Raw genomic sequence first — 21,544 nt, forward strand, 5'->3', positions numbered from 1 at the left:
TTAATGAATCATCGCAAAATAGCCTCATGGGTGACCTATGCCCTATTTCCAATGAGCATTTGTTCATGGGCTGCAGAAAATAGCCAATACACCTTTGATGAGTCTCTGTTCCTTGGTGGTGATTTTGGCAAAGGTTTAAAGCGTTTTAATGCTGATAATAATACCCCTGCGGGAAAGTATTCAGTAGATATTTATCTCAATGGTCGTTTTATACAGCGTGACAGCGTGGATTTTGTTAACAACTCAGCTCAAAAAGAGAGCGAACCTTGTCTGAGCCGCGAGTTTTACGTGCAATCTGGTGTAAATGAAAGTGCATTGCCGCAGAGTGATGAGTTGGCTAAGAGCCAGTGCAAAAGCCCTGAAGCCTTACTCAAGGGGGCCAGTTGGTCATTTGATCAACCGCGTTTACGCTTGGATTTATATATTCCTCAAGCGCTATTAACTCGCTCTCCCCGTGATGCTGTGCCTGTTGAAAGCTGGGATGCCGGTGAGTCGCTGATGTTTCTCAACTACAGCACTAACTATTATCAAAGCCGATACCGTTCGGGTTCTGGAGGCACCAGCCAGTATGGTTTTCTTGGGCTAAAGTCAGGTATCAATCTGGGGCTGTGGCAGCTGCGTCAGCAATCTTCGGCAACCTATAGCCAATCATCAAGCCGCTCTCGCTATCAGTGGCAGTCGCTACAAACCTATATGCAAAGGCCGATTGCGGCCCTGAATAGTAACCTAATGATTGGCCAAAGTTACAGCGGTGGCTCGCTGTTTGGCAGTATGGCGTATAACGGCGTCAAGCTTGAAACTGATCAGCGCATGTGGCCGCAGTCTCGCCGTGGCTATGCACCTGAAATTCGGGGTACGGCTCAAACCAATGCCCGTGTCGTGGTGAGCCAAAACGGTCGCACGATTTATGAAACCAACGTTCCGCAGGGACCGTTTGTTATTGACGATCTCAGTAGCACTCACTATGAGGGTGACCTAAAGGTCGAAATTATTGAAGCGGATGGTCGGAGTTCAACGTTCACCGTGCCATTTTCTGCCGTACCCGATTCAATGCGTCCTGGCGTAAGCCGTTATAACGCGGTTGTTGGGCGTGCGCGTGACTATGGCGATACACAAAATCTGTTTGGCGATTTTACCTATGAGCGCGGTATTTCCAATAGTCTTACGGGAAACCTTGGTTTGCGTATTGCTGACGATTATCAGGCGATTTTAGCCGGTGGCGTATGGAGTCATTGGCTAGGTGCCTTTGGTCTTAATACCACGTGGTCACATGCCCAAATTGATGATAATCAAAGCCAATCAGGCTGGCGAGTGCAGGCATCTTATAGCCGTACATTCGACTATACCGGAACTAACGTGGCCTTAGCTGGATACCGCTATTCTACGGAAGGTTATCGTGAATTGAGTGATGTGCTGGGTGAAAGAGCTAGCAAAAAGCACGGCTCTAATAATGTATTCAAATCGGACACCCTAAATCAGCGTAACCAATTTACAGCGATGATCAACCAGTCGTTAGGAGATTACGGGAGCCTGTACTTATCTGGTTCGGTGATGGATTACTACGATAATCAATCACGTAACACGCAACTTCAGGTGGGCTATTCCAACAGTTGGAAGAACATCAGTTATAACTTGGCAATTAGTCGCCAGCAGTCGGTATACCGCAATCAGACGGATATGGATGGCTCAGAGCAAGGGCGTAGCCGTAGCTATTTAGGAAATACTGAGAATTTGATTACGTTAACTTTCTCAATCCCACTGTCGTTTGGTGGACGGGACAACTATATATCCACGTCACTGAGTCATGCTGACAGCTCAGGTAATTCAGGGCAAACGTCGGTATCAGGTATGTTAGACGACGCTGGAACATTGAATTATTCCGTATATGTGGGATATCAGCAAAATCGAGAAAGTCAGGCTGGTAGCACTAAAAACTGGGGCGCGAATCTGCAAAAAAACTCAGCGTTCGGCACGCTTAACGGGAGTTACTCTGCATCCAGTGATTACACTCAGTGGGGCGTTGGCGGGCGTGGTGCTGCGGTTATTCACCGTGGAGGGATCACACTCGGCCCATACCTGAGTGAAACGTTTGGATTGGTTGAAGCAAAAGGCGCGAAGGGAGCATTAGTTAAAAATGGGCAAGGTGCGCGTATTGATAGCAACGGCTACGCCATCGTTCCTTCACTAACGCCATACCGCTATAACACGATCAGTCTTGATCCTAAGGGGATCAATAAGCACACGGAGCTCAAAAGTACTCAAAGCCGAGTTATTCCCTATGCTGGCGCTGCAGTGAAAGCATCTTTCGATACCCTGAGCGGTTATGGCGTGCTAATCAAGGCCAAAATCAACGGTACAGAAGCCCTGCCGATGGGGGCGAGCGTGCTCGACGATCAGAATAATGTGGTGGGAATGTCTGGCCAAGCCAGCCTAATTTACGCTCGTGTGCGTGAGCGACAGGGAATACTGACGGTTAAGTGGGGGGATAGTCCTCAAGAAATGTGCCGTGTGAGTTATGTATTACCAGAATCTTCAGAGCAGCAGGAGCTCGTTTCTGTCGCTGGGCAATGTGTTGTTCATTAAGGGGAATGATATGTTTGGGATAAAAGTCAGGGCAGGGATGATATCCACGTTTTTCCTGCTGATGATGTCTTCATCCGCCATTGCACAATGCACAAAAATTACGGCTCAATCACAGCTGAGCAGTACCAGCGACGGCGTAGGCGCTCTATGGTATGGCAGTTTGGACTATAACAACGGTTCTCTAGGGCTGCCGAGCGTTGTGGATATCAGCACGAGCAATGACTTCCAGCCCGACGGGACGTTATTGGCATCCAGTGTTGCTCCCTTCACTTCCTATGCGGTTAATTCGGGATACGTGAGCGAACAGGTGCTATTTCGCTGCGATGCCGCAGATGCTGGTAAGGTTTATGAGGTTTATGCAACCAACGGCGATGCGGCGTATGCCGGTATGTACGATGACGGCAGCATCACTGGCGTTGCTCCGAAATCCTATGCCACCTATGTGCGTAATATTGCTATTCGTTTTACCAATATGGAAACCGGTGAGTTTTACGACAAAATCTGGAAATCTCGCCCACTTACTGGGCTCGATACGGATAGCCAAGGAAGATTACTGGTTAAAGCGAAGAATTTCAGTGCAGTACAAACCGAGATATTTCGTTTGAACTACGCCCGCTCCGGTACGAATAATGCGGCCAGCTACTTATACGCTTATACCCAGCCAAATGCCTATATTGCGTTTCGTGGGCCAGGGATTACTGGACCTGCCGACGGCGCTGACTCTCAGACCAGTTTCCCTGGGTGGTATGGAACGTGGCCTGCGTCGATAGGGCTCTATAACTATGTGACGTTCCGACGAGGAGCGACATGCAAAGTGAGTAACTTTACGCCGGTAGTCACTTTGCCTGCGATTAACATTAGTGCTTTACAGGCCGGCGAGGTCAGTCAGTCACCGTTTACATTGGACTTTCAGTGCCAGTCGGCAGCAACCTCAGGGTTGAAAACAGGACAAATTGCCTTGGGATTTTTGGCTCCGCCTGCGAGTGTTGCCGCTGCGACTAAATATGGTTTGATTACCTCTGGAGCAGCTAACTATTTGTTAGACGAACAGTACGGTGCGGCTGGTCATGCGCGGGGCGTTGGGGTGAAAATTTATCGCAATAACCAGCCAATGCAGTTTTTGACGACGGATACGACGAAAACAACGGGCTGGTCACCGATCCTTGGTGGCGACCAAACATTGGTGGATTCAAATACGGCTCAAGGGATCAACAGTTACACCGAAACGTTTATGGCACAGTTAGAGAAGTTCGGTGGTGATGAACTAACGGCAGGGAGCTATCAAGCGCATGCGCAGATTCTTATCCGTATTCAGTAGTTTTATCGGTGGCGTTTTTTTCATCCTGCTAGCCTCCGAGAGCACACAGGCCGCCGTCAACGCGGAAGCGACGCGAGTGGTGTTTAACGATGGAGAAACTGAGGCATCGTTACAGCTAGTGAATAAAAATAGTTACCCTGTGGTGGTGCAGGCTTGGTCTGATAATGGCGATCCGCAGTCGACTCCGGATAAAAGTACTTCACCGATCTTGGTTTTACCCGCGGTCTTCAAATTACAACCTGAAGAGATGAAAAGCCTACGGTTGATGGTGATAGATAGCACATTGCCAAAAGAGCGAGAGTCGATGTATTGGCTGAATATCTATGAGATTCCACCGCGTATGTCTGGTGAATCTACGCAAAAAGTGACCATAGCGCTGCGCACACAGATGAAGCTTTTTTTACGTCCATCGGGGATCTCGCACCTACAAGAATCGGTAGGAAATAAAATTAGGTTTCAGCGACAAAACGGTGTCCTCAATATTGAAAATCCAACGCAGTATTATCTGAGCATTATTGGTGTGACAATACGTAATATTCCTTTGGATATCGGAATATTACCGCCAAAGAGCCACCGCCAGATTCCATTACCTCCAACGCTTAATACTATGAATGAGACAATATCATTTTCGCTCATTAACGATGAAGGTAATTCTTGGGATTACACCCAGACGATTAAGTAGTCATTTAAGTGATAATTAGGCATGTTTGTATCACGAAAATGAAAAGTCAATTCGCTGATAGCGTTCTATATCGATTTTTCATCACTAGGATTAATCTCTAAACAGTACATAACAAAGGCGAAGTATAGACCCATATATTCCTCAGCGAGAGTGATGAACGAATCATGTAACGTCAGCGTCATATTTTCATGTGGTGTCATCAGAGATTTCTTGGCCGCGGCATCAACAATTCTCCTTAAATGTGTACGCGAAACAGAAGTTTCTTTGGCGATTTGGCTGTAGGAAATAGTTGTTGCGACTCCGGGATTTTCCTTTTGTTTTAATGCTTCAAGGTAAAGGCGGATGAAAATCATATGTCCTGCATCTTTCAATAAAAAAATCTGAGAGTCAGGAAGAATGTTGCTCACAATAACGTCATTGAAGAACAGTTCAGCACAGCGGATAAAGAATTTTTCTAATCCCTCATAGCTATCTAAATGGTTTTTTTCTAACCGATAATCAGGTAGCAATTCAGGAAAGATGGCGAGTGAGTTAGCCAAATAACGCCGAGTTTCGTTTAACCCTTTTTCTGTGGGGTTAAACAACAGAATCCGCTTGTCTTTTTCGCTTTTGGATACATTTAATCTCCCGCCAACTCTGAGGAAAAACATCAATGATTCTAGACTGTTATGGCTTCCAAGTCCGTGGTTAACACAATAGTTCTTTACATCAGATAATGTAGGGTCTTTTTGAGTGAAATAAAAGCATAGGACGGTAATCGCAATATTAAAGCGAGTATCCTTAAACATCGTTTTATAAAATAGCGGATGTGTTTTACACATTGATAACATCAAGTCATAGTGCTTTTCAACACATTTCCTGAAATTGGGTAGCTTTTGTATGTGTGAGCTATAAAGAAATAGTTCTTTTTCTAAATTGTTTTTTTTCATATTTTTTCTTTGTAAGGTGAATAGGTAATACCGAAATATGGGTATTTAATCCCATAACTATAATGGTGTTTTTAGTACTCCATAATCATTATATATAGATTGACCATAATGTCATGATACTAATCCATTATATTAATTGTATAACCTATAATTATATTGATCTGAAAATGACAATAAAACGATTTATTGAACTTGTGTTGCGGTGGTTATTTAGTTTATATCACCATTAATAATGGTTTTTTTGGTCAATAATGCTGTTGATTTGCGATTGCATAGAAACAAAACATACCAGAAATGTTCATGTATTTATAACAAATTAGAGTGATATAGTTTTCTTGAGAGTCCTGCTATTTATTTTCTATAAGAATTTATACATGGAATTGCAAATTTATAGAATAATTTGAAATCCGTTTTTTCCTCATTTAATTTTTCTTGGGAATAAAATGTTAAGAGTTGCATTGGTTGAAACTTCATATGTTGATGCGGTGGGAATATACAGTTGTCTGAAGGGTATCAAGGTAAAATGTCAACCATTCGACTTATGTTCTCAATTTATCAGTAAGCAAAGGCTAAAACCTTTTGATGCCTTAATCATTGAGATAGTTCCTTTTGAATATGGGTTATCGGGTGCGTTGGATACACTTCAATTATTGAAGGTGTCATTTCCTAATCTGCCGGTGATCGTTTTGACTCGTTCAGAAGATCCTTATGTTTTATCTAGGGTTATGTCCTACAAAACTTATACTCTTTTGTCAAAACAAGAGCCGCTTTCTGTACTGCGTGAGGCGATTATGCATCACCTCTTCTCGGGCGCTGTTGTGCGTAGTGACGCAATAAGACGTTTTCTAGAGAAGAGTATGGGAGTGGATAGTGTACAGATTACTCGCAGCGAAGAGAGAGTGATGAGTTGTTTGCAGCAGGGCCAAAGTATCGGAGAGATTGCACGCAGATTAAAGGTGAGTGAAAAAACCATCAGTGGGCATAAGCGTAGCGCTATGCGTAAGCTTGGGCTAACGAATCACGCCAATTTCTGCCGTTATTTAGTTAGCCATAAAGCGGTGTTAGTGGGTGAGCGTACGTAAGCGTGCCATATGAAAAACATCAACGTACTGCCCGTCGCGATAAGCATAGCCGCGACTGGTTCCTTCAATTTCAAAGCCAAATTTTTTATACAATGTGATGGCTCCCGCATTATCGGTATATACCGTAAGCTCAATGCGTTTTAAATCTAGCCATTTATCGGCCAACTCTAGCATTGCCGTCATGAGTTTACGGCCCACGCCTTGCCCCTGAAAATCACAGTGAACGCTAATTCCGAAGGTGCCGCTATGGCGCATTCGAGGGCGTTGATAAGCTTCCAGACTAATGCATCCAACTATACGGTCTTCATTCACGGCGACGAGATGATAGTGGCCTGCGGGGGTGTGAACGAGTCGTTTTTCCCAAATCTCTGTTGTGGCATATGGCAACTGCAAAGTTTGCGCGTAGACCTGTGGATGCGTATGTAATTTGTGCAATTCTTCTACGTCTAGCGGTGTCGCGGCTCTAATTGTAATCTCGATCATTTGTTTTTCCTGTCAAAGGCTTAGCTAATAACCTATTAAATATAAAGGATAAAATTTATTTTAGTAGGGTTATTAATCAATAAAAAAACACTTTACAAGTGATATTGATAATGATTATCATTGCCATGCGTTCTAGGGAAGACAGTCTTAGAGACACAGTACCGGGGTAGCTCATATTCAGGTAGTGCTATCCAAGATGTCCTTTCGAGAAGGCACGACATTGCTCACATTGCTTCCAGTGTTTTTTTAGCCAGCTCGGGTGCTGGCTTTTTTTTTGCCTAAATTCTCTTCTCCGCCTCACCGTAACACACGATCCCGATGATCTAGGGGGAAGAAACGTGAGCACAACCAACGAAAATGTCGCTTGAGTTATGATAAGCGCAGATAAAGCCTCTACATGATGCTCAGGAGTAAGGTTACAATCATTTCCTTATACAACCTGCCATGTGAATGAAGGATATTTTCCATGGGTGTCAGCCAGATCGATTTAATCCTCTCCCTTCTCCAGCAGATGTGCGTCTATCTGGTTATTGCCTATTTGCTGAGTAAAACCCCTCTGTTTATCCCGCTGATGCAGGTCACGATTCGACTGCCGCACAAGCTGGTGTGTTATCTCACGTTTTCGATGTTTTGCATCATGGGCACCTACTTCGGCTTGCATATAGACGATTCTATCGCGAATACGCGTGCCATTGGTGCGGTGCTGGGGGGCGTGCTGGGTGGACCATCGGTTGGTTTTCTGGTGGGGCTCACAGGAGGTTTACATCGTTATTCGATGGGCGGTATGACGGCGATGGCCTGCATGATTTCAACTGTCGTTGAAGGTTTGGTTGGCGGATTATTGCATCGCTATATGCTGAAAAATAATCGTCTAGATCTGCTATTCCAGCCTCTGGTGATCGCCGCGATAACATTTTTGGCTGAATGTTTACAGATGCTGATCATCCTGATCGTGGCGCGCCCCTTCTGGGAGGCCGAAGAGCTGGTGGAAAACATCGCTTTACCGATGATGATCACCAATACCGTGGGTGCTGCGATGTTTATGCAGATCTTGCTCGATCGACGGGCGATTTTTGAAAAGTATACCTCGGCATTTTCCTCCAAAGCCCTACAAATTGCAGCGCGAGCCGAAGGGGTGATGCGGCAGGGATTCAACCCCAAAAACAGTATGAAAGTTGCGCGCGTACTGTATGAAGAGCTAGGTGTTGGGGCTGTTGCGATCACTGACCGAGAAAAGCTGCTGGCATTTATTGGCATCGGTGACGATCACCATCTGGTCGGTTCGCCTATTACCTCTCACCATACGCATCGCGCGATCGAACTCGATCAGGTGGTTTATGCCGACGGTAATGAAGTCGCCTATCAGTGCTCCATTACGCCGAATTGCAAATTGGGATCAACGCTGGTGATCCCCCTGCGTGGCGAAGATAACCGTGTCGTGGGTAGTATTAAGCTGTATGAGCCGAAAAATAAGCTGTTTTCCAGCATTAATCGCACGTTAGGGGAAGGCATTGCCCACCTGCTGTCAGCACAGATTTTGGCGGGTAAGTATGAACAGCAAAAGCAGCTGTTGGTGCAGTCGGAAATTAAGCTTCTGCATGCGCAGGTGAATCCACACTTCCTATTTAATGCGCTTAACACCTTATCGGCAGTGATCCGCCGCGACCCTAATCATGCGCGCAAACTGGTCCTTTCGCTTTCAACCTTTTTCCGCAAAAACCTTAAGCGCAGCAGCGATGAAGTGACGCTAGGCGATGAAATCGAACATGTGAAAGCCTATCTAGAAATCGAAAAGGCGCGTTTTGCCGATCATTTAATGATTGATTTTGATATTGATGAGTCTTTGTTGAATGAGCGTTTGCCTGCATTTTCGCTGCAACCTATTGTTGAGAATGCGATTAAGCATGGAACCTCACAGCTGTTTGGCGTTGGGGAAGTTCGCCTGCATAGCTGGTGCGAAGGGGACGATATCTTGATAAGCATCGAAGATAACGCCGGTCTCTATCAGTCGAAACCCCGTGGCGATGGGCTGGGGATGAATCTGGTCGATCGTAGGATTAAAGCCCGTTATGGCGAGCGATTTGGGGTAAGCGTTGAGAGCGAGGCGGATAAATTTACCCGCATAGTGGTGCGCGTACCGAAATCGGTAGCAGAGGTGTGATAGGGCAATCTACTTATTAAGCCCCCCTGATAGGGGGGCATAAAAACTTACAGCACAAACTTCAGCATGCGGCGCAGAGGTTCCGCTGCACCCCATAGCAACTGGTCACCAACGGTGAACGCCGACAGATACTGTGGCCCCATATTGAGTTTACGCAGACGGCCAACCGGCGTTGAAAGTGTGCCGGTGACGGCAGCAGGCGTTAATTCACGCATGCTCAGTTCGCGGTCGTTAGGCACGACTTTTACCCAGTCATTGTGGCTAGCCAGAATTTGTTCGATCTCTGATACTTCCACATCTTTCTTCAGTTTGATGGTAAAGGCTTGGCTATGACAGCGCAGTGCGCCTACGCGAACGCATAAGCCATCAACTGGAATGATCTCTTTGGTTGCCAAAATCTTGTTGGTTTCGGCTTGGCCTTTCCACTCTTCTTTGCTTTGCCCGTTATCCAGAGCTTTATCGATCCAGGGGATCAGGCTACCGGCTAATGGCACGCCAAAATTATCCGTTGGCAGAGTACCACTGCGGCCAAGTTCGGTGACTTTACGTTCGATATCTAAAATGGCTGATGCAGGATTTTGCAGCTCTTTAGCCACGCTGTTATGCAGCATGCCCATCTGCGTCAGTAATTCACGCATGTGCCGTGCGCCGCCGCCAGAAGCAGCTTGGTAGGTGGCAACGGAAACCCAATCCACCAAATCATTGGCAAATAGCCCACCGAGTGACATCAGCATCAGGCTAACGGTGCAGTTACCACCGGCGAAAGTTTTAATCCCTCTGTCTAATGCATCGTGAATCACATCGTGGTTCACGGGATCGAGGATAATCACTGAATCTTCGTTCATGCGCAGCGATGAAGCGGCATCGATCCAGTAGCCCTGCCAGCCGCTGGCGCGCAGCTTAGGGTAAATATCGTTGGTATAATCGCCGCCCTGGCAGGTGATGATAATATCTAATGCTGTCAGCGCATCGATATCATAGGCATCTTGCAAGGTACCCTGCTGGCCGGTAAAGGTAGGCGCGGGTTGACCATGCTGGGATGTGGAGAAGAAAACCGGGCGAATGGCGTCGAAGTCGCGCTCTTCAATCATGCGCTGCATGAGAACGGAGCCGACCATTCCGCGCCAACCGATAAAACCAACGTTTTTCATATGCTGTCCTACCTTGGAGGTTTTTATATTAATAAGAAGTTGAATAAAACATTGAAGCCGCCTGTCTGTGCGGTGGGGCTTGCCCCATTAACCAAACTTACAAAATGTGTGACGATGCGCAAGTGAATTTATTAGATATGAGTGAATGTATTCATGTGCGTAACTAATAATCGCTGTTTTGGCGCGAGTTATGGCAACGATAGGGTAATCACTCCCTGAATGCAGGCTTTTGTGCCACAATACAAATCAGCTATTTCTTGTGCAGTTGTTCACAAAATTACCAAAGGACGATAACGACTCATATGTCTGCTCTGACCCAAAGCTGGTTGCAGCGCGAGAACGAATTTGCAGCATTTACCACCGGCCCATTGCTTGATTTCTGGCAGCAGCGTCAGGAAGATGTATTCATGGGCGTGGATGATGTATCGATTCGCTTTGTCCGTTTTACGTCCGAACAGCACACCCGCGTGATACTGATTTCTCCGGGACGCATCGAAAGCTACATGAAATACCCTGAATTAGCCTACGATCTTTTTCATAGCGGCTACGACGTGGTGATTGTCGATCACCGCGGTCAAGGGAAGTCGGGTCGAATGCTAGAAGATCATCACCGTGGCCACGTAGTTCGTTTTGATGATTACGTCGATGACCTCGAAATCCTTTGGCAGCAGGAGATTCTGTCGAAGCCCTATCAGCAACGCTTTGCACTAGCGCATTCGATGGGGGGTGCAATTATGGCGCTCTTTTTGGCGCGTAAGCCGCAGGGGGTTGATGCCGCAGCGCTATGTTCACCTATGACCGGCATTAAGTTGCCTATGCCGCTGTGGCTTGCTAAACGCATTACTGACTGGGCCGAACGTTATCCTACTATGCGCGATAATTATGCGCTCGGTACCGGCCACTGGCGTCCACTGCCTTTTATCGTCAATGAGTTAACTCATAGTCGTGTGCGCTACCGCCGTTTTTTACGCTATTACGCCGATTATCCTGAACTACAGGTCGGTGGGCCAACTTACCACTGGGTGCGCGAAAGCATTCAGGCAGGAGAGCGGGCTATCGCACAGGCGAAGAATATTGTTACGCCGCTGCTGCTGTTACAAGCCGGTGGCGATAGGGTCGTCACGAATGCATCACATTTTGCTTTTTGTCAGGCACTCTCGAAAGCGGGAAACCCACCTTACGGCGGTGTTCCCCATATCATCCAGGGCGCACGCCATGAGATCCTGTTTGAGCGGGACGCACAGCGCTCTGAAGCGTTAAATGCCATTTTGGATTTTTACGCCTTACATACTGATTCACAGGCAGAAACTGCCGCCAACCCCAGCTGAGGTTAGAACACACTTTATGTACCACATTGTTGCTTCTGATATGGACGGTACCCTGCTGTCTCCTGCTCATACATTGACTCCCTTTGCGCGCGAAACTCTGCAACAGCTGACCCAGCTAGGTGTGAATTTTGTCTTTGCAACTGGTCGCCATCATATTGATATTGCACAGGTTCGCGATAGCTTAGGTATCAGTGCTTTTATGATTACGTCTAATGGCGCACGTGTTCACAATACTGCCGGTGAGTTAATCTTTAGTCATAACGTTGACGAAGATATCGCTCGCGACCTCTATACTATCGTGCACGATGACCCTGAGATTCTGACCAACGTCTATCGTAATGATGATTGGTTTATGAACCGTGAAAGTCCAGAGCAAAGGGAGTTCTTCCAAGAGTCTGTATTCCACTATCAGGTTTTTGAGCCAGCTCTGCTGCCAACTGATGGGATCTGCAAAATCTATTTCACCAGCGAGACGCATGAAAAACTGCTGCCGTTGGAAGAGGCCATAAATGCGCGCTGGGGCGATCGTGTAAACGTCAGTTTCTCATTTCCAACCTGTTTGGAAGTGATGGCGGGCGGTGTTTCCAAAGGTCATGCGCTGGAATATGTGGCCAAGCTGCTAGGTTATACGTTGAAAGACTGCATCGCCTTCGGTGATGGCATGAATGATATGGAGATGCTATCCATGGCTGGGAAAGGCTGCATCATGCGCGATTCTCATCAGCGCCTGAAAGACGCACTGCCAAATTTGGAAGTGATTGGCAGCAACGTGGATGATGCTGTGCCACATTATTTGCGCAAGATGTATCTGGATAAGTAACGATGAGATAGATTTCGTTCGCCAGCGCGAGTGGTGTTTTGAACGCGTCTGGCGAACGAAGTATTACCGTGCTTTACCGATAAGGAGCATCTAGCGGGACTTCCGCATCAGGCTCATGCGTGATCCTATTACGTAGATCGCGGCGGATCAGCTCTATGGCCCAGAACCAGACGATATGACCAAAGATTTCTGAGATGTATTCATCGGCAGGTAACTGCGACAGAGGCGGAGTTAGCCCAAGTAGAGGGAAACTGATCCCATGTACAGCGATGGTACAAATAATCCCCGCCATTACGCCTTGCCACATTTTCACTTTTGGAAAGCGTTCGGCGACGATGCAGTAACCTATCGCGAACACGAGCGAGAAGAGAATATGTGTCACCATCACCGGATTAATGATGTGTTCGGAAAAGGTATAGACGGTACTGGTGGGATCAATACCGAGATAATCGCGTAAAAACAGATATGGCGGATTAAACTCGGCACGACCATCGCTAATGGTACGTGGCGGCAATGGCACTTCCGCGCCCCATTTGACGAAAGCAGACATAATCCCCGCAGCAAAGCCCACTAAAGTCGCTACGCCATAACGGCGGCGAGCAGGATCGGTTTGTACAAACAAGTCTTTCACAGACATGGTAGCCCTCCTTAGATATCAGTTAGCTTATTTTTGCCCATAGTAGGCATTTGGGCCGTGCTTGCGGCTGAAATGCTTATCCATCAAATAGGGGTCAATCAGCCGTAAACGCGGATTAATACCGCAGGCAATCCAGGCCATCTTGGCAACCTCTTCCATCACCACGGCGTTATGCACAGCATCTAAAGCATCTTTACCCCATGCAAATGGCCCATGTTGGTAAACCACTATTCCAGGGGTATGCATGGGATTTGTATCACCCAGTGTTTCTACGATCACTTTGCCAGTATTGAGCTCATAGTCTCCTGCTACTTCGTCAACGGTCAGCGCACGGGTACAGGGAATGTCACCGAAGAAATAGTCAGCATGTGTGGTACCTAAAGCGGGAATAGATAACCCTGCTTGCGCCCACGCCGTGGCATGAGTCGAATGGGTGTGCACAATACCGCCGAGATGAGGATAGCGGCGATAAAGCTCCAGATGAGTCGGCGTGTCGGATGATGGGCGATACTCGCCTTCCACGATATTGCCCTGTAAATCGACCACCACCATATCATCAGCTTTCATGGTGTCGTAAGGCACTCCGCTGGGTTTGATAATGACGATTCCTCGTTCGCGGTCGATGGCACTCACGTTGCCCCATGTGAATGTGACAAGACCATAGTGTGGCAGCGCCATATTGGCGTCAAAAACTTGCTGCTTGAGTGACTGCATTATGCGACCTCCTCTACTGCTAACCCTGCATTAGCCATGCGTTGCTTAACCCAGTCGCGGGCGGCTTTCACTTCCATAATCGGGTCGGCTGCGGTTTCGCTCCACATTTCAATCAGATAAGGGCCGCAGTAGCCGCTCTCTTTGAGCGTGGCGAAACAACGTTCAAATTCCACGACACCTGTGCCAAACGGTACGTTTTTAAACTTACCCGGCTGAGTATCTTTGACGTGAACGGCGACGATGTGGCCGCTGCCAGCCTGCAACTCCATCTGCACGTCGTTATCCCATGCGGAAAGATTGCCGATGTCAGGATAGAGCTGGAACCACGGATTATTGAGATAGTGGGCATAGCCGAGAGCCTTGCTGATTGAGTTCATCAGCGGGTAGTCCATAATTTCCATCGCCAGCGTTACCTGAGCGCGGCTTGCCATTTCTACCGACTGCTTCAGGCCGTCGCGGAAGCGTTCGCGGGTAGCGTTATTGGCCGTTTGATAATAGACATCATAGCCAGCCAACTGAATCACGCGGATGCCGACGTCTTGTGCTAAACAAATGGCTTTGCGCATGATCTCTAAACCCTGATCGCGAACAGCGTCGTCTTCTGAGCCTAGAGGGAAACGGCGGTGCGCGCTTAGGCACATCGAGGGTACGCGCACGCCGGTTTGGGCAATGGCATTGACCAATGCCAAACGCTGTTCACGACTCCAGTCAAGCCGCGCCAAACGCACATCGCTTTCATCGAGCGACATTTCAACGAAATCGAATCCGAGTTCTGCGGCCAGCTGCAAACGCGGCAGCCAGTCTTCACCCGCAGGCAGTGCTTTTTCGTATATTCCGAGAGGGACGGCTTTCTGGAGCATGAGATTTACCTTAGCCCCATAGTTGGGCGATAGAACGTTTGAATTGGCGGGCTGCTTCTACTGGGCTAGCGGCATCGCGGATGCTGCGGCCTGCGATAAATACGTGGATTGGAATCCCTTTGAACAAAGGTAAATCCTCTAACGCGAGCCCACCGGTGACAGTCACTTTGAAACCCATATCGGCTAAGCGGCGAATCGATGAGATATCGGCGTCGCTCCATGCCACGCCAGCGGCCTGAGCATCACGACTGCGGTGATAAACGACCTGTTGAATACCGGCACTGCGCCATTCTGCAGCCTGTTCCCAAGTCCAATAACCGGTCAGCTCGATTTGCACGTCGCCATTAAACTCTTTGGCAGTGTCTAACGCGCCCTTGGCAGTATTGATATCTGCGCAGCAAATGACGGTGACCCAATCGGCATTGGCTTCAAAACACATGCGCGAGAGGATTTTTCCTGCATCGGCGATCTTGGCGTCAGCCAGCACGATTTTGTGCGGATAGAGCGCTTTAAGATCGCGCACCGCGCGTACGCCTTCACCAACGCACAAAATAGTGCCCACTTCGATAATGTCGACCTCTTCGGCGATTAAGCGAGTGGTTTTGTAGGCGTCATCTAGGGTTTGATTATCAAGTGCCACCTGCAGCATCGGTAATGAGTGAGACATTTGTGTACTCCAAAAGTAAGTTTTTGACATGAGCCTACCCAGCCGCCCTTATGAGGGAGGAACAGAATGACACTGTGTATTTCCTCCCCATACAGGGGAGGGCGGGTAGGTCTGGTGAGTGTTAAGCCTGTACGGCGTTGGCCCGATCGATCAGATCTAGAACATCCTGTTCGGTGCGGCACGCACGTAGGCGATCAAAATTTGCTTCATCTTCAAATAGGTTAACGATCTGCATGATCCCGACTTCCTGATGCGTATGGGCATCAACGGCCGCCATGGTGATCAGAATATCAACCGGATCGTTATCTTCATGGTTAAACGAGAGTGGCGTTTTGAGAGTTACCAAAGAAAAACCGGTTTTCTTCACCCCCTCTTCCGGCCTGCCGTGCGGCATCGCTAAACCGGGACACAGAACGAAGTAAGGACCAAATCGCTCAACGCCATCAAGAATGGCCTGATAGTAACGAGGCTCGACAACGTCGGCTTGAACCAAGAGGTCAACGCCAATCTTGACCGCTTCTTGCCAAGTGCTGGCTTCAGCCTGCAAACGGATAGAGTGGTTTTGAGCCAGAGAATCACGCAGTTTCATACCTGCTCCTGTTACTTAATGTCTTTAGGGAAGTGCTCTTTAATCACGTCCATCAGCTTGGGGCCAAAGTCTGCGGCAGAAAGCATGTTGCGTACGCCAACGACGTATTTATTGCCGGTCACAGTGATTTCATCGGCGACGTGGGTCGAGGCAATGATGATATCTGCGCCGCTCAGTTCTGATTTATATTCACCAACGGCGCAGCTATTGACGCTGTGATCGATGTTTTGCTGTGTCAGAAACTGGTCGACTTTCATTTTCATAATCATGGAACTGCCTTGCCCACAACCGCATACCGCTAGGATTCGTACTGTCATGATTTGTGCTCCAGTTAATTAATTTGCAGAAGATTCGTTGAGTGCTGCTTTTTCTGCATCTTCTTCAGCGCGCAGAGTGCGGCCAGCGAAGAACATGTAAATCAGTGCGATGGCAATAATGACGCCCATAAACCACAGACCAAACGTTAAGCCTTGCATGATTGGCGGTGCCAGAATCGACCAGTCAGCCATTCCCATCCATGCGCTCAGTCCGGTCAATTTGACCGCCCAAACGCAGCCAAAGATCTCAATCATTCCCATGATGAGACAAACCTTAAGTGCTGCGCGCCAGCCGCCGTAGTGATTGGCAAACACGCCGATGGTGGCATTGGAGAAGAACATAGGAATGAAACCGGGAATAATCATGATGGAAGAGCCAATACCAACCAAAATGCCTACCGCAATCAGCTGTCCTATAGTCCCCCACATGAAGCCCCACACAACGGCGTTAGGTGCAAAGCTATAGATTGCCGCACAGTCGATAGCCAGAACAGCACCGGGGATCAGACGTTGAGAAATACCGTTGAAAGCTTCAGAGAGCTCCGCCACGAACATGCGTACGCCCTGAATAATAATGAAAATAGCGACGGCAAATTGGAAGCCAGTTTGCAGGATATAGATTGTCCAGTGTGTTTTCCCTGCCATCTGTTGCACGGTGTCGATGCCGAAGGAACAGAGGATGGTGCCGAAGAACACGGTCATGACAATGGCGGTAGAAACGATGTTGTCATGGAAAATGTTTAACCAGCCTGGCAGCTTGAGGTCTTCAACACTCTCTTCTTTTTTGCCAAGGTAAGGGGCGACCTTACAGGCAATCCATGCCGCGAATTGCTGCTGGTGGCCAATGGAGAAACCGCAGCCGTCGGTGACGTCCTGAGTTGGCTTGAACATCATATTGGAGGTGATGCCCCAATATAGTGAGACGAGAACCGCAGTGCAGACAATCGTTGTCCACATCGGGTAGCCAAAAATGTAGAAGAAGACCGCGATAAGACCGGCCTGCTGAAACATTATGTGGCCGGTTAGCATAATGGTGCGGATACCGGTAATACGACGAAACAGCACGTAGAGAATGTTGAGCGCCAGCGCCAGCAGCACGGCATATCCCACCCAGCTATAAGCATCTCCCATGCGTTCGACGGTAGCCATCATTGCTGCGTAAGTATCTGATATTGCACCGTTGATACCATACACTTCTGACAGCTTGGCAACGACGGGCTTGAAGGTGCCGGTCAGAATGCCTGAACCCGCCTGAAGTAGCATAAAACCAATAATAGTTTTGATGGTGCCTTTGATAATGACAGTTGCGCTCTTGCGTAATAGCAAATATCCCAAGCATGTCACGATACCCAGCAGCAACGGGGCATTTGTCATGACCTGATTAAAGAATATGGTGAAGATGTTGTAGAGGGTTTCCATAAAGCACTCCGCTCGGCTTTTGGCTTTTATTCCTGCCGTGTTTCTCTTTGTTGTTCACAGACAGGTTCTGTTTTGTACAAAATCACTCTAACAATCACAAAGAATCATTAAAAGATTTTATTTGATTATTTGTGAGATGTATCTCAACTTGAACTGTGTGGGTATTAAATTTTGTCTTAGCTTATCTGGATTTCTATTTTTGTGCATTTAGAACAATTGTTTACATTGTTTTTGTTGTGCAATAAAACGCTCATGCGTCTTTTTTAATGATGTTTTTGTGAGTGTCATCATAGAAAATTAGGTTTTGCGTCTGACTTTAATCATGGTAGATTTCTCATAACAAATCATATTTATTCTTTTTGTGATTTATTTTGATTTAAACAGCGAAGGTGAGGAGCGTTACTCTCCCTGCCGCAGACCTGAATACGATGAGGGGTACACCATGAGTAAGATTGAAAGCATCAGCCGAGAGTCTTGGATCCTAAGTACTTTTCCAGAATGGGGTTCTTGGCTAAACGAAGAGATTGAGCAGGAGAAAGTTGCACCGGGTACTTTTGCCATGTGGTGGCTCGGCTGTACGGGCATTTGGCTGAAATCTGAAGGGGGTGCCAATATCTGCGTCGATTTCTGGTGTGGTACAGGGAAACAGAGCCACGGTAACCCACTGATGAAGGATGGTCATCAGATGCAACGCATGGCTGGGGTGAAAAAATTGCAGCCGAACCTACGCACCACGCCGTTTGTGCTAGACCCATTTGCCATCCGCCAGATTGATGCGGTGCTTTCTACTCACGACCACAATGACCATATTGACGTTAATGTCGCCGCCGCGGTGATGCAAAACTGCGATAGCAGCGTTCCGTTTATCGGTCCGCAGACCTGCGTAGATCTGTGGGTTGGCTGGGGCGTGCCGCGTGAGCGCTGCATCGTGATGAAACCGGGCGACGTAGTGAAAATCAAGGATGTGGAAATCCTCGCTCTGGATGCTTTTGACCGCACGGCGCTGATTACGCTGCCAGCCAATGAAAAAGCGGCGGGTGTATTACCGGACGGTATGGATAAGCGCGCGGTGAACTATTTGTTTAAAACCCCAGGCGGTAATCTGTATCACAGCGGTGACTCACACTATTCCAACTACTACGCGAAGCATGGCAACGAGCATAAAATCGATGTGGCGTTGGGCTCATATGGCGAAAACCCACGTGGAATTACCGACAAGATGACCAGCTCGGATATTTTACGCATGGCGGAATCGCTAAAAACGCAGGTTGTGATCCCGTTCCATCACGATATTTGGTCAAACTTCCAAGCCGATCCCCAAGAGATTCGCGTGCTGTGGGAAATGAAAAAAGATCGCCTGAAATATGGCTTTAAGCCATTTATCTGGCAGGTTGGCGGTAAGTTTACCTATCCGTTAGATAAGGATAATTTCGAATATCATTATCCACGCGGCTTTGATGATTGTTTCACTATTGAACCTGATTTGCCGTTCAAATCATTCTTATAATAATCAGTCTAATACTGCCCTTGAAGCCGAGTTATATACTCGGCTTTTGCGTTTTATAACAACTGCTTTAAAACGTGTTTTTTTTACTATCTTCAAATATAATCACCAAATAATCATCTATGCGCTGGAATTAATCATGACTGAATCGCAAAGGCATCAGCTCTTGCTGGAAATGCTGCAACAAACTGGATTTGTTACCGTTGAGCAGGTAATTGATCGCCTTCAAGTTTCTCCTGCGACGGCGCGTCGTGACATTAACAAACTGGGCGAAAGCGGTAAGCTGAAGAAAGTACGTAACGGTGCTGAAGCGGTGAGCCAAAATCGTGTGGCTTGGACCCCGATGAATATTCATCAAGCGCAGAATCATGAAGAGAAAGTTCGCATCGCGCGCGCAGCGTCACAGCTGGTAAAGCCAGGGGAAAGCATCGTCATCAACTGTGGTTCAACGGCTTTCACGCTGGGGCGTGAAATTTGTGGCAAAGATGCTCAGGTGATTACTAACTATCTGCCGTTGGCCAACTTCCTGATTGAACAGGAGCATGACAGCGTGGTGATTATGGGCGGCCAATATAATCGTAGCCAAGCTATCACATTGGCACCGCAGGAAGGCGAGTCTTCGTTATATGCGGGGCACTGGATGTTCACGAGTGGCAAGGGGCTCACCGCAGAAGGTCTCTATAAGACCGATATGCTGACGGCGATGGCTGAGCAGAAGATGCTCAACTATGTCGGGAAATTGGTGGTGCTGGCGGATAGTAGCAAAGTTGGACAGCGGGCAGGCATGCTATTCAGCCGCGCCGAGCAGATTGATATTGTAATAACGGGCAAAGCCGCTGACGAGAAAGTCATTGAACAGCTGAAAGCCCAAGGCGTGGAAGTGATTTTGGTCTAACGCAGTAATAAATTACCCCTCCCAGCCACTCTAACTTCAGGGGCTGGGCGGAGTTGCGTAAATCAGAAAATCAGTAGTATCAGAAAATCAGTAGTAAGAGTGTTCGCCGCGTTCGTGTTCAGTCAGATCGCGTACGCCTTTCAGCTCAGGGAATTTCTGCAGCAGCTCTTTCTCGATGCCTTCTTTCAAGGTGTAGTCCACCATTGAACAGCCGTTACAGCCGCCACCGAACTGCAGAATAGCAATGCCGTCTTCGGTGATTTCCATCAGCGTTACCTTGCCGCCGTGACCCGCCAGCTGTGGGTTAATCTGCGATTGCAGCACGTACTCCACGCGTTCGATCAGCGGAGCATCATCGTCTACTTTACGCATTTTGGCGTTAGGCGCTTTCAGCGTTAGCTGAGAACCTAGCTGATCGGTAACAAAGTCGATCTCTGCATCTTCCAGATAGGGTGCACTTACATCGTCAACATAGGCTGATAATTTCTCGAAATCGAGTTTGGTATCGTTCGCTTCTACCGCATCCGGTGGGCAATAGGAAACGCCGCACTCTGCGGTTGGCGTGCCTGGATTAATCACGAAAACACGGATCTGGGTGCCTGCTTCTTGGTTTGCCAGCAGCTTGGCAAAGTGCTCTTGGGCAGCTTCGGTAATACGGATCATGGCATTTGCTCAATAGTTGACTCATCTGGTTGGTTATAATACGCCGATTGTAAAGTGCTCACAAGGTTCGACAAAGGCATACAACTTGTATGGATTTAGCGCCTTGAGCTATCAACAGGCGGCTAACTTCTCCGATAGTGCTGCCGGTGGTGAGTACATCATCGACTAATAAAATATGTTTACCTGAAGGATTTTGCTGGCAGGTAAAGGCGTCACGTAAATTGCGGCGACGTCTCACTGCGGAGAGACTTTGTTGGGGGCGGGTATTGCGTGTACGCTTTAGCAGTTCGGGAGAATATGGACATTGTAACCATCGGGCGAGAGGCTTCGCGAGCCAGTCACTTTGATTGAAGCCCCTTCGCCATTGGCGTTGCCGATGCAGTGGTATAATCGTAACGAGATCGGGGGTTGGCAGGAGCCGCGTTCGGCGAGCGTCTAGATAGCTCAACAGCATGAGTCGCGCTAGCGCCGATCCTATTTGCCATTTTCCTTGGTATTTTAGACGATGTATCAATTGGCTCAGTGGCAGCTGGTAGTCGCTGACAAAAATGAGCTGCTGCCAATACGGAGGCTTTTGTATGCATCGACCGCAGATCCGTTTTGGGTCGCCACTGGGGAGTCCACAGCGTGGGCAAACCGAGAGTGTGTTTAAGCTCGCCGCAGTACAGAAACTGCAAATTCCCTGTGTTGGGACCCTTAGCGGAAGCTGACAGATCCAGCAGCGGGCACTGATAATGAACAT

At 47.9% G+C, this 21,544-nt stretch carries 21 protein-coding genes; 9 read left to right on the top strand and 12 right to left on the bottom strand.

The annotated features are described in order from the left end of the window. Positions 1-3: 3 nt before the first annotated feature. Genes HMPREF3091_RS03285 through HMPREF3091_RS03295 form a run of 3 tightly spaced genes read left to right on the top strand, consistent with a single transcriptional unit; the run spans position 4 to position 4,583 of the window. Positions 4-2,583, top strand: coding sequence for a fimbria/pilus outer membrane usher protein (locus tag HMPREF3091_RS03285; protein WP_070714239.1), 2,580 nt, complete (start codon positions 4-6; stop codon positions 2,581-2,583). Positions 2,584-2,593: 10 nt separating this feature from the next. Next, positions 2,594-3,901, top strand: a complete 1,308-nt coding sequence (locus tag HMPREF3091_RS03290) for a fimbrial protein (protein ID WP_227660133.1) — start codon at positions 2,594-2,596, stop codon at positions 3,899-3,901. Continuing rightward, positions 3,873-4,583, top strand: coding sequence for a fimbrial biogenesis chaperone (locus HMPREF3091_RS03295; protein WP_070714240.1), 711 nt, complete (start codon positions 3,873-3,875; stop codon positions 4,581-4,583). Before HMPREF3091_RS03290 ends, HMPREF3091_RS03295 begins: the two co-directional genes overlap by 29 nt. A 65-nt stretch (positions 4,584-4,648) precedes the next feature. Here the strand turns inward: HMPREF3091_RS03295 and HMPREF3091_RS03300 are convergent, their stop codons facing one another. Further along, positions 4,649-5,512 carry a hypothetical protein gene (locus HMPREF3091_RS03300; RefSeq protein ID WP_070714242.1) on the bottom strand — a complete coding sequence of 288 codons (864 nt, stop codon included), beginning with the start codon at positions 5,510-5,512 and terminating at the stop codon, positions 4,649-4,651. A 443-nt stretch (positions 5,513-5,955) separates the two neighbouring features. Between HMPREF3091_RS03300 and HMPREF3091_RS03305 the strand changes: the two genes are divergently transcribed. Beyond that, a complete protein-coding gene (locus tag HMPREF3091_RS03305) occupies positions 5,956-6,594 on the top strand; it encodes a LuxR C-terminal-related transcriptional regulator (RefSeq protein WP_070714244.1) in 639 nt (212 codons plus the stop codon). On the opposite strand, the gene HMPREF3091_RS03310 is transcribed toward HMPREF3091_RS03305, so the two are convergent. After that, on the bottom strand, positions 6,574-7,077 hold the full coding sequence (locus HMPREF3091_RS03310; protein WP_070714246.1) for a GNAT family N-acetyltransferase: 504 nt from the start codon (positions 7,075-7,077) through the stop codon (positions 6,574-6,576). The genes HMPREF3091_RS03305 and HMPREF3091_RS03310 overlap by 21 nt on opposite strands. Before the next feature lie 466 nt (positions 7,078-7,543). Between HMPREF3091_RS03310 and HMPREF3091_RS03315 the strand changes: the two genes are divergently transcribed. Then, positions 7,544-9,238, top strand: coding sequence for a sensor histidine kinase (locus HMPREF3091_RS03315; RefSeq protein ID WP_070714248.1), 1,695 nt, complete (start codon positions 7,544-7,546; stop codon positions 9,236-9,238). Positions 9,239-9,285: 47 nt separating this feature from the next. On the opposite strand, the gene asd is transcribed toward HMPREF3091_RS03315, so the two are convergent. After that, positions 9,286-10,389: an aspartate-semialdehyde dehydrogenase gene (asd, locus tag HMPREF3091_RS03320; RefSeq protein ID WP_004091045.1), complete on the bottom strand. Its 1,104-nt coding sequence runs from the start codon at positions 10,387-10,389 to the stop codon at positions 9,286-9,288. Between the two features lie 302 nt (positions 10,390-10,691). Here asd and pldB point away from each other — a divergent pair, with 302 nt between their 5' ends. Together pldB and yigL are read left to right on the top strand one after the other, a co-directional pair. Beyond that, entirely contained in the window at positions 10,692-11,717 is a 1,026-nt protein-coding gene (gene pldB / locus HMPREF3091_RS03325) for a lysophospholipase L2 (RefSeq protein ID WP_070714249.1), read from the top strand. 16 nt (positions 11,718-11,733) lie between these two features. Next, complete coding sequence (yigL, locus tag HMPREF3091_RS03330) at positions 11,734-12,537, top strand: sugar/pyridoxal phosphate phosphatase YigL (protein ID WP_004091041.1); 804 nt, start codon at positions 11,734-11,736, stop codon at positions 12,535-12,537. Positions 12,538-12,610: 73 nt separating this feature from the next. Here the strand turns inward: yigL and HMPREF3091_RS03335 are convergent, their stop codons facing one another. The 7 genes from HMPREF3091_RS03335 to ulaA all read right to left on the bottom strand — a co-directional run bounded on the left by HMPREF3091_RS03335 (position 12,611) and on the right by ulaA (position 17,740). Beyond that, a complete protein-coding gene (locus HMPREF3091_RS03335) occupies positions 12,611-13,174 on the bottom strand; it encodes a YagU family protein (protein ID WP_004091040.1) in 564 nt (187 codons plus the stop codon). A 27-nt stretch (positions 13,175-13,201) separates the two neighbouring features. Beyond that, positions 13,202-13,888 carry an L-ribulose-5-phosphate 4-epimerase gene (locus tag HMPREF3091_RS03340; RefSeq protein WP_070714251.1) on the bottom strand — a complete coding sequence of 229 codons (687 nt, stop codon included), beginning with the start codon at positions 13,886-13,888 and terminating at the stop codon, positions 13,202-13,204. After that, the gene (locus HMPREF3091_RS03345; RefSeq protein ID WP_004091037.1) at positions 13,888-14,748 is read right to left on the bottom strand and encodes an L-ribulose-5-phosphate 3-epimerase; all 861 of its coding nucleotides are present in this window, start codon (positions 14,746-14,748) and stop codon (positions 13,888-13,890) included. Before HMPREF3091_RS03345 ends, HMPREF3091_RS03340 begins: the two co-directional genes overlap by 1 nt. Before the next feature lie 10 nt (positions 14,749-14,758). Beyond that, the gene (locus HMPREF3091_RS03350) at positions 14,759-15,415 is read right to left on the bottom strand and encodes a 3-keto-L-gulonate-6-phosphate decarboxylase UlaD (RefSeq protein ID WP_087944297.1); all 657 of its coding nucleotides are present in this window, start codon (positions 15,413-15,415) and stop codon (positions 14,759-14,761) included. 121 nt (positions 15,416-15,536) lie between these two features. Further along, entirely contained in the window at positions 15,537-16,004 is a 468-nt protein-coding gene (gene ulaC, locus HMPREF3091_RS03355) for a PTS ascorbate transporter subunit IIA (protein WP_004091035.1), read from the bottom strand. Positions 16,005-16,015: 11 nt separating this feature from the next. Beyond that, positions 16,016-16,321, bottom strand: coding sequence for a PTS ascorbate transporter subunit IIB (gene ulaB, locus HMPREF3091_RS03360; protein WP_020303557.1), 306 nt, complete (start codon positions 16,319-16,321; stop codon positions 16,016-16,018). An 18-nt stretch (positions 16,322-16,339) separates the two neighbouring features. Then, the gene (ulaA, locus tag HMPREF3091_RS03365) at positions 16,340-17,740 is read right to left on the bottom strand and encodes a PTS ascorbate transporter subunit IIC (RefSeq protein ID WP_070714253.1); all 1,401 of its coding nucleotides are present in this window, start codon (positions 17,738-17,740) and stop codon (positions 16,340-16,342) included. A 442-nt stretch (positions 17,741-18,182) separates the two neighbouring features. Here ulaA and ulaG point away from each other — a divergent pair, with 442 nt between their 5' ends. After that, entirely contained in the window at positions 18,183-19,247 is a 1,065-nt protein-coding gene (gene ulaG, locus HMPREF3091_RS03370; protein ID WP_004091027.1) for an L-ascorbate 6-phosphate lactonase, read from the top strand. A 136-nt stretch (positions 19,248-19,383) separates the two neighbouring features. After that, entirely contained in the window at positions 19,384-20,139 is a 756-nt protein-coding gene (ulaR, locus tag HMPREF3091_RS03375) for an HTH-type transcriptional regulator UlaR (protein ID WP_035502810.1), read from the top strand. A gap of 87 nt (positions 20,140-20,226) precedes the next feature. Here the strand turns inward: ulaR and nfuA are convergent, their stop codons facing one another. Both nfuA and gntX read right to left on the bottom strand, forming a co-directional pair. Then, the gene (gene nfuA, locus HMPREF3091_RS03380; protein ID WP_004091023.1) at positions 20,227-20,802 is read right to left on the bottom strand and encodes a Fe-S biogenesis protein NfuA; all 576 of its coding nucleotides are present in this window, start codon (positions 20,800-20,802) and stop codon (positions 20,227-20,229) included. 58 nt (positions 20,803-20,860) lie between these two features. After that, complete coding sequence (gntX, locus tag HMPREF3091_RS22015; RefSeq protein WP_083321351.1) at positions 20,861-21,544, bottom strand: DNA utilization protein GntX; 684 nt, start codon at positions 21,542-21,544, stop codon at positions 20,861-20,863.

Origin of the sequence: Hafnia sp. HMSC23F03, assembly GCF_001816025.1 — a bacterium.
Lineage (GTDB): Bacteria > Pseudomonadota > Gammaproteobacteria > Enterobacterales > Enterobacteriaceae > Hafnia > Hafnia paralvei.